14 protein-coding genes are annotated in these 11,472 nt (G+C 53.4%); 2 read left to right on the top strand and 12 right to left on the bottom strand.

All coding sequences use genetic code 11. The features are described 5' to 3' along the window. Positions 1-308 precede the first annotated feature (308 nt). The gene (locus tag QI197_08160; protein ID MDK2373333.1) at positions 309-1,229 is read left to right on the top strand and encodes a DUF2099 family protein; all 921 of its coding nucleotides are present in this window, start codon (positions 309-311) and stop codon (positions 1,227-1,229) included. Here QI197_08160 and QI197_08155 read toward each other — a convergent pair. The 10 genes from QI197_08155 to QI197_08110 all read right to left on the bottom strand — a co-directional run bounded on the left by QI197_08155 (position 1,218) and on the right by QI197_08110 (position 8,803). Next, a complete protein-coding gene (locus QI197_08155; protein MDK2373332.1) occupies positions 1,218-1,985 on the bottom strand; it encodes a ZIP family metal transporter in 768 nt (255 codons plus the stop codon). The two genes, QI197_08160 and QI197_08155, sit on opposite strands and share 12 nt — an antisense overlap. 66 nt (positions 1,986-2,051) lie before the next feature. Beyond that, positions 2,052-2,570: a hypothetical protein gene (locus QI197_08150; protein ID MDK2373331.1), complete on the bottom strand. Its 519-nt coding sequence runs from the start codon at positions 2,568-2,570 to the stop codon at positions 2,052-2,054. 96 nt (positions 2,571-2,666) lie between these two features. Continuing rightward, positions 2,667-3,206 carry a hypothetical protein gene (locus tag QI197_08145; protein MDK2373330.1) on the bottom strand — a complete coding sequence of 180 codons (540 nt, stop codon included), beginning with the start codon at positions 3,204-3,206 and terminating at the stop codon, positions 2,667-2,669. Between the two features lie 51 nt (positions 3,207-3,257). After that, a complete protein-coding gene (locus tag QI197_08140) occupies positions 3,258-4,847 on the bottom strand; it encodes a YeeE/YedE thiosulfate transporter family protein (GenBank protein ID MDK2373329.1) in 1,590 nt (529 codons plus the stop codon). Between the two features lie 203 nt (positions 4,848-5,050). Further along, positions 5,051-5,512 (bottom strand): peroxiredoxin, encoded by a 462-nt coding sequence (locus QI197_08135; GenBank protein ID MDK2373328.1) that lies wholly within the window; start codon positions 5,510-5,512, stop codon positions 5,051-5,053. 40 nt (positions 5,513-5,552) lie between these two features. Next, the gene (locus QI197_08130; GenBank protein MDK2373327.1) at positions 5,553-6,770 is read right to left on the bottom strand and encodes a SufS family cysteine desulfurase; all 1,218 of its coding nucleotides are present in this window, start codon (positions 6,768-6,770) and stop codon (positions 5,553-5,555) included. Positions 6,771-6,822: 52 nt separating this feature from the next. Further along, entirely contained in the window at positions 6,823-7,407 is a 585-nt protein-coding gene (locus QI197_08125) for a hypothetical protein (protein ID MDK2373326.1), read from the bottom strand. A 75-nt stretch (positions 7,408-7,482) separates the two neighbouring features. Next, positions 7,483-7,791, bottom strand: a complete 309-nt coding sequence (locus QI197_08120; protein ID MDK2373325.1) for a hypothetical protein — start codon at positions 7,789-7,791, stop codon at positions 7,483-7,485. Further along, entirely contained in the window at positions 7,755-8,531 is a 777-nt protein-coding gene (locus QI197_08115; protein ID MDK2373324.1) for a CBS domain-containing protein, read from the bottom strand. Before QI197_08115 ends, QI197_08120 begins: the two co-directional genes overlap by 37 nt. A gap of 113 nt (positions 8,532-8,644) precedes the next feature. Then, positions 8,645-8,803 carry an AbrB/MazE/SpoVT family DNA-binding domain-containing protein gene (locus QI197_08110; protein MDK2373323.1) on the bottom strand — a complete coding sequence of 53 codons (159 nt, stop codon included), beginning with the start codon at positions 8,801-8,803 and terminating at the stop codon, positions 8,645-8,647. A gap of 219 nt (positions 8,804-9,022) precedes the next feature. On the opposite strand from QI197_08110, the gene QI197_08105 reads away from it, so the two are divergent. Continuing rightward, a complete protein-coding gene (locus tag QI197_08105) occupies positions 9,023-10,306 on the top strand; it encodes an ATP-binding protein (protein MDK2373322.1) in 1,284 nt (427 codons plus the stop codon). Between the two features lie 239 nt (positions 10,307-10,545). On the opposite strand, the gene QI197_08100 is transcribed toward QI197_08105, so the two are convergent. Further along, positions 10,546-10,767: a hypothetical protein gene (locus QI197_08100; protein ID MDK2373321.1), complete on the bottom strand. Its 222-nt coding sequence runs from the start codon at positions 10,765-10,767 to the stop codon at positions 10,546-10,548. Between the two features lie 134 nt (positions 10,768-10,901). Further along, on the bottom strand, positions 10,902-11,472 hold a 571-nt coding region (locus tag QI197_08095), incomplete at its 5' end, for an amino acid ABC transporter permease (GenBank protein ID MDK2373320.1).

Here is an 11,472-nt window from a genome sequence, read left to right as displayed (position 1 = left end):
CTGCTCAGGTCCGTAAAGGTATCTCTAGCGGAGCTCAAGCACCCTGAGATGGAAGATGAGGTGCTGAGGGAGGTGAGGAGGTTGAGGTACTTAGGCTCTGCTGCGGGCCGGGAAGAAGCTTCACATGGATGACCGATGACCTGTAGAGCCATACCACAATCCAACTAGTTAGGACCTGAGGTTAGCGGAAGGGATGTATAAACCGGAGATCCTAGGAAGGGTATGCCGCCAGATTCCCTCGATCCTGTTCTAAGTTGGGATAAACCACCGACAATCTTTATCCCTCTCTAAGGGAGTCGACCTACGTAATGGTGGGCAGCTTGACAGACGGGCAGACGGATCAGCGACCAAGCGAACCGGTCCATGAACTCCTCTGTAGAGGAGCTAGGGTGAGAGTTAGGGGCTGCAAGGTCGAGGTAATTACGGATCCCGCTGTAGTCAGCTGTCCCTACGTTAGAGCTGTTTACGGGATACAGAAAGTGAACAGGAAAGCTGTCAGGAAGATAGTCGAGAGGAAGATCGAGGAGTACGGTCATTTCTGCCCGCACAGATCCCTGAAGTCCGACAGGATCGTTCCATTCGGCAGTTCCGAGATGATAAGCACGGTCATGGGTGAGATCCTTGATGCTGCGGTGGTGGTTTGTGATGGGGCCGGTACCGTGATCACCGAGAATCCGGAACTGGTGCAAGGCATAGGCGCCGCCATGACCGGCCTCATCAAGACAACACCTATACCCGAGGTGGTCAGGAGGATAGAGGATATGGGCGGGAAAGTTCTCGATCCGCCGAGGATAGATCAGGTCGAGGGGGTGAGGAGGGCCTTCCAGGAGGGCTTTAGGAAGGTGGCTGTGACTGTAATAGGATTGAATGCGAAGACCATTCCAAAGCTGAGGGAACTGGAGAAGGGGGTTGAAGGAGCTGAACTAGCGATCTTCTCGACGTGCAACACCCTAGTCCCTGAGGGGCATTTAAGGTACTTGGAGATGGCTGACATAGTTTGCTCGAGCGCTTCGAGACTGGTCCTTAAGAGGATTGGAAAGAGAGCCCTTATGCAGATGGGCATAGGAATACCAGTTTTCGCGCTCACCAGGCTGGGGAAGAGAATTGCCCTCCGATACTTGGAGGAGATGAAGTCGCCGTTCGTGGTGTCTAGGGCGAGGATGCCCTACGTGATTGAAGAGAAGCTCCCGACCCCCAGCTCAGAAAATTTAGGGAAATCAGAGCATTGAATCCAAGAAGAGCATCAGGTAGAAGCCCGCAAGCAATCCGACAGTGGCCTTAAGTTCGGACGAGCCCTCGCTGTATATCTCTGGTATCGCTTCCTTGAGGGTTACGTAGAGCATAGCCCCGCCTGAGAAGGCCATGCCGAGGGGGAGGATCACCCTGAAGTGGGAGAAGAGGGATGCGCCTACCAGAACCATTACCATCTCACTGAAACCGCTGAGGGCTCCAACTAAAAATCCCATCCATCTGCCCCTGAGTTCGGCGACAGGAAGGGCCACCGCCAGTCCCTCAGGCACATCCTGAACACCTATCGCCACTGCCGTGGCCACGCCTATCGGGACCGAATAGGCCATCGTCGTTCCCACCGCAAGACCCTCGGGCAGGTTGTGTATGATCATAGCCATCGCTATCAGCCAGATCCTCCTCAACATCCTCCTCCCATGCTCGGGTCCCTCGTATCCCTTGAGGAAGTGTTCATGCGGAAGCAGCCTGTCCATGGCGAATATGGTTAGGACCCCAAGAAGTATCCCGGCGCCAACCACGATGAAGTCCGTCATCTCTAGCGCTGGCAGTATCAGGCTGGTGAAGCTCGCCACGAGCATGACCCCGGCTGCGAACGCTAGGGAGAGGGTCATCTCCATACCCTTGCCCTCCCCCCTAACGAGAACCGGTACAGAGCCTAGGGTGGTGGTCATGGCAACGAAGAGTCCAGAGTAGAAGCTCGCCACTATCACATCTTCCCCAGACAGATCCCTGAGCATTGAGATGGCGGGGTCGAGTAACGAGCTCACAGGATCATCCCCCCTCCCATGACTCAATAATATTTACTACTCCTCTTCCCGTGCATCTCCTCGAGTCGTTGTTATCAGACGTGAGGATGACCAGCATCCCAAGAACATGAGTATGAGACCGATGATGGCGGGGACCGGATAGGGAATAACTACTAGACCGCTCCCCACAACCACCACGAGCCCTCGGATCTTCAACCTGCTTATTCGGAGCAGTGAGGACATGAGAATCAGGGACGATCCGGTGAGCAGATAGATCACTGCCTTGGATAGGAGGACCGATAGGCCCGTGGTCTCCGATGGCTTGGCAATCCATATTGCCAGCTCACTTATAGCCAATACGAGGATCATGAGTCCGGAGTAGGCGATGAGCCTCCTGGAACCTAGGGACCTCCCGACCATGTACGTTGATGCGGAGAGATAGAGGAAGGTGATGAGGAAGTACATCTCGACTATGGCCAACACGGGCAGGCTCGGCATGAGGACCGCTATGACGACCAATGCAGGATAGAAGGAGGCCATCATGAGCGCGGCCGACATGTGCTCCAGAGATTCCATTTCGACTACCATCTCACTCTATAATAAAAAGCAAAATGGGGGATGTCTCCTCGATAGGAGCTTCGATCCTTTCATAATGCATCACTGGATCTTAGCTCAGTTCTTACTTGCTCTATTACCACCTCTCTGCTTGGACAGGGCCAGTATCATCCTGAGGTACTGACTTATCCCTCCCAAGCCCAAGCTGAGAAGTAGAAGCGCGATCAGTACGATGAAGCTTTCCCTTATAACGATGAGGAATGACCCCAGAACGACTAGACCACCAAACCTGTCCAACTTTCCAACGCCAGTCACTTTAGCGACGCTGTGAGCGTATAACCCCATTACGAGCATGGAAGCGACAGTGCCCAGATTTGACATCATTCCGGAATGGGGATTGGGGATCAGGGCAGCAATCAGTAGGACCGCGCTCAGTCCCATCACCAGAGCCGAGAGTAAAGTCCTCCGTGGATCCGGCCACCTGACCTTCCAAAGGAATATTGAAGCCAGCGTGACAGTTAGTGTCAGATAGAGGTGGAGCGCGAGGGACAGCCCTAACAAATCGGATGTGTAGGATATTAGCGACAGCAGTGGGAAGAAGGCCATCATCCCCGAGATGTCCGCGAGCCTCCCCAACCAGACGGCCTTTACTTCCATTCAACTCCCTCTCAGCAAGGGTGGCCAGATGAGAAGGTAAAAAGAAGGTGATTAGAGGGAAGCGGCCTCTCTAGCCAGCTCCCTCTCCACCCTGTCGAGCTCCTCGAAGTACTCGGGATCCCTCTCTTGGAGGAGTTTTATCCTCTGGACATAGAGTTCCTCGGAATTCTTGGTGAGCAGATCCCTCACAGAGACGCCGAGCTTCCTAGCTCCGAACCTGAGGGCCCATACCAACAAAGCCACCCAGAGCAGGATATAGAGGGCCCATACCACCACCTGCCCCGTTCTATCCATGGTAATGAGGGCTGGCAGGAACGTGGTCGGGGAATAAGAGCAGCAAGCCATCAAGCCGTCCCAGAAGTCCCTTGCGAGGGTGTAGGGCAGGTAGCCTAAGTAAAAGAACGGCCATATTAATAGTCCAGTTATGTAGAGGAGACCTGTCCTTCCGTAGTTCCTGAACTCGCATCCCAACATGAACACGGTACCCATTCCCAAGAGGAAGCCACCGAAGATGTCCATCGGAAGGGTGGTCATCTCCCTTATAGCCACGCCTGTCTTATGGAACTCTAGGCCGGTGGCGCGGGCGAATGCCTCGGCGAACTCCTTCGTGGCCCAGTGATGACCCTCCATTATGCCGAAGAAGGCGAACCCTATGAAGAACGCGGTGCTGGCTATGATTATGTGAACTGCAAGGGCCGTGAAGGGCTGCATTCCCATGAATATGGTCCTTATGGAGTAGGGCATCTTCCATCTCTTAGCGAACTTCAGTTCGTCCTTCTCTATGATGGGACCCATCTCAGCGTTCAAGACAGCGCACTCCGTGCCTATCCCGGTCTTAGCAACGCTGGCTCCAAGGAGGCCACCGACCACCATCAACATCACTATGTTGGGCAGGTTTTCGGGAGTGATCATGTGCTTCGCTATCTTTGTCTTGGCCAGGCTTTCAGCCCATCCCATCTGAACCGCATAGTCGATGCCGAAGAGGGCGTTGGCCAGTATAACTAGAGCGAACACTGCCCAGAATGCGTAGAGCAGGATCCTCAACCAGTCTCTCCCCGGGTTATAGTTGAAGTCCAGTGTCAGGCCGTCGGCCCACCCCCTCTTCTTCGCATCCTCCACGTACCACCTCGTGTCTTGAGACTTAAAGTACTGGACAAGTCCGAACTTGCTCATTATCATTATACCTATTCCAGCCGCTACGGTCGCGGTGATCATTACCACGAAGCTCTTCACGTTCATCGCAGCCCAGCCACCTAGCAAGTGGTGCAGCGTGCACCCTCCTGCAACTCTAGTGCCCCAAGCGAACATGAAGGCTCCGAGAGCGGTGAATACGAGGAAGCCCTTTGGATACCTCACCCAGCTCCTTATGTCCTCCTCCAAGTAGGCGAGGACTAGCCCGGTTATTATTGCACCCAGTATCACCCACTGGATATCCGGCTGATAGTCCGGTTTGGTGGCGATAAGGCTGTGTCCCGTCAGCCTGGCCTCCAAGCCGGCCAGCATCCTAGCCATTCCGGATGTTACGCCTATGAACTTGTGCTTAGGGTGCCCTAAGGGGAGGAACCAGTAATTTATGGCCTCAGCGAGGCCGGTAAGCACGCCAGCGGTCCACCAGGGCCACTGCTTCTTCAGGAGACTCATGCTCTCACTAGTCATATGACGATATAACGTCATTTATAAGGAGACGTCTGTCTTATTTGCACCAGCGATCCCCCCGCGAGCGCACTATCTGCTGGCTAGATGCCACGGACGAACTAATTAAAGATCGTTAAATCGATCATGCCCGTATCATCAAGAGAGATTGAGTTAGTGAAGCCATCGATGTGACACTGAGGCGTTGACAGTCACTTAGACTTGGATCTGAGAAATTCGAGGACCTCCGCCATATCGGGCTTCTCCCCCAGGGGATACTCCCTAGCGTAGACCACCCGGCCTCCTTCATCTACAACGACAACTGCTCTCCCCGAAATCCCCCTCTCCTCGTTGAACAGCCCGTAAGCGCGCGCAACCTTTCCATGGGGCCAGAAGTCCGATAGAAGCGGTGTCTTCACTACACCCATGTGCTTGGCCCAAGCTCTCTTCGTTGGAACTGGATCAACACTTATGCTGAGAGGGATGGCGTTAAGCTCAGATAGCTCGTCGTAAATGGCCTCCAGCTCTTTTACCTGTTCTTCACAGATGCTTGTCCAGGCGAGTGGATGAAATGAGAGGACCACCCTCCTTCCCCTGAAGTCCGAGAGCCTGACCTCCTCACCGAACTGGTCCGGAAGGGTGAAATCAGGGGCCTCTGATCCAACATAAATCATGAATTCACCATAGTTATAGATAAAACAATATTGATAAATATTACCATCTGCCTTCAACGATCGACTCGAGGACCTGGACGAACCTCTCCACCTCATCCTCAGTATTGTACAGGTAGAAGCTAGCCCTGACCGTGCCATCTCCTGCACCCAATCGCCTATGTAGAGGATGTGCGCAGTGAAGGCCCGTCCTGACAGCTATCCCCTGAGCGTCGAGCAGGGCCCCGACCATGTGAGGATCCATCCCCTTCACGTTGAGCGTAATTATACCGCCCCTCCTGTCCACATCCATCGGTCCGTACAGGATTACGCCGTCTAAACCGGAAAGGAGCTCCAGTCCCTTTCTAGTGAGCTCCTTTTCGTGCTCCCTGACTCTCTCCATCCCTATCCTCATGAGGTACTCTGCAGCCTTAGCCAGCCCTATACCGCCCGCTATGTTAGGGGTTCCTCCCTCATGCTTCCAAGGCAGTTCGGCCCAGTCCACGCCTTCGAGCGTGACGTCCCTTATAGTACCGCCTCCCGGCTTGGCCGGCCTCATTTCCTCAAGAAGATCTTTTCTCCCGTAGAGCACCCCCGTGCCCGTGGGTCCAAGCATCTTATGACCTGAGAACGCTAGGAAATCAGCATCGAGCTTCCTCACATCGACGGGCACGTGGGGCACCATCTGAGCCCCGTCGAGCACCACCACGGCCCCCACCTGATGGGCCGCCTTGACTGCCCTCTCCACATCTGGGATCGCACCGGTAACGTTGGACATGCCGGATATGGCCACTATCCTGGTCCTATCATCGATTAAGGATTCCAACTCCCTCATCTTAGGCACTCCCTCGTTGTCCACGTCAGCATAGACCACTTCAGCCCCGGTCAGCTCGGCAACGGTCCTCCAAGGAAGTATGTTGCTGTGATGCTCCATGACAGTTGTGACTATCCTCTCTCCCTTCTTCAAGTGATGGAGAGCCCACCCCCAAGCCACTAGGTTTATCGACTCGGTAGTGTTGGATGTGAAGACCACCTCCTCGAAATCGGCATTTATGAACTTAGCTAGCGTTTCGTGAGCCCCCTCATAGAGCTCGGATGCTTCCCTGCTGAGATAATGTATTCCCCTATGGACATTAGCGTTGAGATTCTCGTAGAACTCTCTTATTGCATTAATCACCTGAACCGGCCTCTGGGTGGTGGCTGCGTTATCGAAGTAAATGAGAGGATGATCGTTCACCTTAATCCGGAGGATAGGGAAGTCCTCCCTGACGCTCATGTCCATGGATCACACCCACAACAATAGTTTTGGTTAGGAGACGCTGAAAACCTTTCGGTTAGGGGATTGAGGAACCCAAGACTAAGGCCAGCTCTCCCCTCAGGAGGATTCCCTCTTCTCCTCTCGACCTGAGGACTCCGAACGCACCGCCGAAAAAGACGCCGCCCAACCATAGATAGAAAGATGCTTTGGATACGGGAACGCCTAGTAGGCCGGCGCTCACATTCAGGAGGAGGTGGTAGAACAATTTCCAGCTCAAGAGAAAGAGGATGCTCGGCAGGGCTGCGATCATCAGGGCCACGAAGAGGGGTCCTGTCACGAATCTTCGGGTTTTCATCACCTTCAAGTCATGAACTCCATACATCAACTTGGCGCCGAGATCCACTCCGCTCTTAAAGGCCAAGAAGACGAACAGGGTGAAAACTGATGGAGGATTGCTCATCAGCAGGCTGATCGCTCCCACGGCCAGCCAGGTGAGGGTGAAGATCCAGTCCAGCCAATTCCTACGGGCCACGGGGGCGTCTAGGGCTTTGGCGAGTCCCCTACTGAACAGAGATTGGATCCAGTAAAACACAGTAGGGACGAAGTCTACGATTCCCAAGACCACGGTCAGCAGGAGGAAGACCAGCTCTCCAAGCGACATCGGGGGGAGGTGAGGGTGAAAGTTTAATCGTTTACTGGGTCCCCTACCAAGTTAATGCAGACAATTCACCTAGAATCAGTCCTTCTTAATGAGGAGAGTGACCAGCTCCCCTTCGGACGACAGGGCCTCTATCTTTGCTCCATAAGCCTTTGCCAAGGCTGCAACTGATTCTATGCTGAACCTAGCGGTCTCGATAGCCACGAGTATGCCTTCTCCCTCCTTGAGCTTTGTGAGGAGACTGGCTAGTTTCACGAGCGGAACGTAGTTGCACTTGTACTGCCGCCTAGTCATAACTACCTTTCCGACCACCTTGACGCCCTTCAGGGACTGGGGCTGGGATGGAGACCTCAGGGCACCAGTTCCTCCTCCGTCGTCATCCGCCATATGGCTTCCACCACATCTCTAGCCGTTATTATTCCCCTTATCTCCCCCTCGGAGGTGAGGGGAAGCCTCTTTATCCTAGAGCTAGCCATTAACCTCGCGGCTTCAACGAGCGTGGCGCCCGCATCTAAGGTCACGAGATCATAGGTGGAGTACTTGCCCACCGGATCGCAGGGATCGCCTCCGCCCACGAGGAACCTCTTCACAGCGTCCCTCTCGGTGAATATGCCCTTTATCTTCCTCTCCTCCTCCACCAAGAGGCTACCCACCCTCTCTACCTTCATTATCCTGACGGCTTCCCTCACACTAGCTTGGGAATGGATCTTCAGGACCTCCCATGTAGCGTAGGGTTTCAAGGGGGGACTTGTCGTGGTGGTCTCAGCGTAGGCCCTCACTATGTCAGCTGCCGTAACGACACCGACAAGCTGACCATCGTCAAGCACCACTAGCCTAGCCTTCACCTTCATCATCGCCCTGGCAGCGTCGGCCAAGGTCTCATCAGGCCTGAGCACCCCGTATCTCCTGCTCATGACATCCTCGACCTTAACTTGGTGAGGAGTCAGCCTAGCTGCGATTATCCCGGTCATTACGTCTCTCTCCGTTAAAAATCCAGAGATCTCACCCTCCTTACGGACGACTGGACTCCAAACGTCCCTCTCGCTCATCAGATTAAGTGCCTCAGCCACGGTGATATCGGGACTCACCACCAGCGGGTCGTCACTCATGAACTCACTAACCCTCATCTTTACTCAACTATATGGGGAGGGACGAGTAATTAATCATTATGAAGGTGTTACAATCGTTTATTCCTCCATCTCCAAATCTCTCATGAGGAGATGAGGGTGGAGGGCCTGTGTCAGCCGACCATCCCCGTGCAACTGGTGGGGAAGGCGGGCCTTATCACCACCTTATCCCCGTCAGCCTCTATCTTGACGACCATGCCGTCCCTCCACCCGAGGGACTCGAGCACTTCCCTAGGCAGTCTCACGAGACCCCTGACGAGCCTTATCTTCAACCTCCCACCCCCCTTGTAAAAGAATTTCAATATTTCAATATCGAGGATGAGGCATAAAGGTAGAGGACTCTGGGGGAACCTACTGTGAAAGCAGCGCTTTTAGCCAATATAACCTTTTCCATGCCGGATTCGAGCTCAGCGCTCCCAGCGCGCCCAAGCTCATATTAGTTTCCTTTAGGAAACTAATATTTATATATTAGTTTTCTTTGGTATACTAACGTGATCTCAAAGGACCTACTCCTCTTATTCAACCCTTGGTGGAGGGATGGAAGCGTCGGGGGGGATCTCGCAAAACCCTACCGAAGGAAAATCTTCACCGATGTAGTGAAGGGGCTGGATCTCAGGCAAATTCAGCTGATCACCGGTCTCAGAAGGGTGGGCAAGTCCACCATCCTCTACCAGCTCGTGGACCATCTCATTGGGAGGGGAGTCCAGCCGAGGCGCATAGTCTACTACTCCTTCGACGTAGCCGAGGATGGAATATTGGAGATCCTGAGATCATACTCTCAGCTAACCGGAGTGGACTGGAGATCTGAAAGGGTATATCTCCTCCTAGACGAGATCCAAAAGGTCGATGGATGGTCCTCATGGTTGAAGATCATCTACGACTCCCACCCGAACCTTAAGATCCTCGTGAGTGGATCTTCAAGCCTCCACTTGGAAGAAGACGCTCAGAGGAACCTAGCTGGGAGGTACATCATACACAAGGTTGAACCGCTGTCGCTTATCGAGTTCTTCGAGCTGAAGACAGGTAGAACAGTCGATAACCCTGATCTCTGGAGGGATGATCTCCTAGCCGTGCTTGAAGAGTACCTCAGGAAACCTTTCCCTGAGATAGTCAACTGGAGCGATGTCCCTGCATTGACCTATATAAGGGAGAGCGTGCTGGAGAAGGTGCTGGCCTCGGACCTCTCTACTCGTGGACTCGACAGGTTCAGAACATACGAGATCCTCTCTCTCCTCTTCTCTGAACCGGGTCTCTATCTCAATGTGAACACGCTAGCTGGTGAGGTCGGGATGAGCAAGAAGACCCTCTACAAATACTTGGGATACATGGAGAATTCCTACCTTGTCAGGATCCTGAGGAACTACAGACCCTCGGTCAGGGCCAGTTCCAGGAAGATGAAGAGGATCTATCCATACCACTGGTCCCTACTCTACGGATTGGTACCGAGGATTGAGAGGGGGGCCCTGCTCGAGTCGATCGCAGCCTCATTACTGAACGCCGTCTACTACTGGAGGGAAGGGGTAAGAGAGGTAGATTTCGTTGTATTGGACGGAGATTCTATCGCACCCATCGAGGTAAAGGCGAAGGACTCACTTAGAAGAGATGATCTGAGGAACCTAGCTTTCTTCATGGGTAGGTACGGGATTAGAAAGGGTTTTCTGATCTACATGGGTGATGACGGTGTGGAGGAGCTGGATGGGGGGATCGTGAGGCTGATCTCCCTACTGAGCCTCTGCATTTCAGGTAAATGGGTCCTCGGGATGAAGAGGGAGTGAATGTCCCTAAAAGTCTAAGGGAACTTCTATAATTAGAGATGCCGAGCGAGCAGGCCGAATAAACCCCCGTCAACCCTATACTTTTCACCAATGTGCTTCTACCCCATTCTAGGATCAAACAGTAAGAAGAAATTAGCAATCAGCTGAATCAGTGTCCCGTCGATCGGAATGATAATGGAGGCTGCTGCAGGGCCTCCTAAGGTATCCATTTACCCGCTTCCTCAACATATCTCATACGCTTAGAAGTGCACCGGCCTCCTCAAAGCCCTTCTCAGCACTTTATTGAAGGTTTTCCAAGAGAACTCCAGGGAAACAGCCCTGTCCTCCTTGAATTTCTTGAAGATTCTCTCTCGACCAAGATGCTGTCCACGAGCGCTCCTACAGGAGATCCGCTCGTCTAACAATATGGAGTGGATGACTTTGGCCACATTCTCTTGATCGGAACCCCCTGACTTCCTCATACAGGCCCTTGGAGAAGTGCTTGTACTTCTCACTCACGACGAGCTGGGATTTCTTGATCCCCCTCGAGAGATGCTGCCTTTTTCAGGACCTCCTTTCCCAAGACATCTATCACGCATCAAGAATGGGTGGGGGATCATATGTTGACCTCCAGCCCAGGTATCCTCACCCTCTCATATATCCAGTCGAAGATCCTCATCGATACCGTGATCCAGATGAAGTATATGGCGGAGGCGAACAGGTAGACCTCCAACGGTCTGAAGGTCTGGGCTGCGATGCTCTTGGATATGTTCGTGAGTTCCCTTATCCCCAACACTATCAAGGCTGATGTGCTGAGGCCGAGGGATATGTACTCGTTGGTCCACGGTGGTATAACTATCCTGAGAGCTTGGGGAAGGACCACGTGCCTCAGCGTCTGCCCGAAGGTCATTCCCAGTGACTTGGCGGCCATGAGCTGGTCCTTAAAAACGGCCTCTATGGCCCCCTTGAAGTAGCCCTTCTGATAGGCTCCGCTGTTCAGCATGAGCGTCACGGCGCCGGCTGTGAACGCATCCCAGTTGAGGCCGGTGAGGGCGGGTATGGAGAAGTAGAAGAATAAGAGCTGGACTATCAATGGACTACCTCTGAAGAACTCCCCATAGCCCGCAACGATAACCTTCATCAGCTTGGCCCCATAGCCATCCCCAAGGGCTGAAAGAAAGCCTAGA

Source organism: Thermoproteota archaeon (assembly GCA_030130125.1).
Taxonomy (GTDB): domain Archaea; phylum Korarchaeota; class Korarchaeia; order Korarchaeales; family Korarchaeaceae; genus Korarchaeum.
This window is presented reverse-complemented; position numbering and strand designations above follow the sequence as displayed.

What these genes read in the sequence shown, in the direction of transcription:
- QI197_08120 (MDK2373325.1), bottom strand. Translation starts at nt 7,791, where the DNA reads ATGGCGGATGACGACGGAGGAGGAACTGGTGCCCTGAGGTCTCCATCC.
- QI197_08150 (MDK2373331.1), bottom strand. Translation starts at nt 2,570, where the DNA reads ATGGAATCTCTGGAGCACATGTCGGCCGCGCTCATGATGGCCTCCTTC.
- QI197_08135 (MDK2373328.1), bottom strand. Translation starts at nt 5,512, where the DNA reads ATGATTTATGTTGGATCAGAGGCCCCTGATTTCACCCTTCCGGACCAG.
- QI197_08115 (MDK2373324.1), bottom strand. Translation starts at nt 8,531, where the DNA reads ATGAGGGTTAGTGAGTTCATGAGTGACGACCCGCTGGTGGTGAGTCCC.
- QI197_08140 (MDK2373329.1), bottom strand. Translation starts at nt 4,847, where the DNA reads ATGAGTCTCCTGAAGAAGCAGTGGCCCTGGTGGACCGCTGGCGTGCTT.
- QI197_08155 (MDK2373332.1), bottom strand. Translation starts at nt 1,985, where the DNA reads ATGCTCAGGGATCTGTCTGGGGAAGATGTGATAGTGGCGAGCTTCTAC.
- QI197_08125 (MDK2373326.1), bottom strand. Translation starts at nt 7,407, where the DNA reads ATGTCGCTTGGAGAGCTGGTCTTCCTCCTGCTGACCGTGGTCTTGGGA.
- QI197_08100 (MDK2373321.1), bottom strand. Translation starts at nt 10,767, where the DNA reads ATGAGGAAGTCAGGGGGTTCCGATCAAGAGAATGTGGCCAAAGTCATC.
- QI197_08145 (MDK2373330.1), bottom strand. Translation starts at nt 3,206, where the DNA reads ATGGAAGTAAAGGCCGTCTGGTTGGGGAGGCTCGCGGACATCTCGGGG.
- QI197_08130 (MDK2373327.1), bottom strand. Translation starts at nt 6,770, where the DNA reads ATGGACATGAGCGTCAGGGAGGACTTCCCTATCCTCCGGATTAAGGTG.
- QI197_08160 (MDK2373333.1), top strand. Translation starts at nt 309, where the DNA reads ATGGTGGGCAGCTTGACAGACGGGCAGACGGATCAGCGACCAAGCGAA.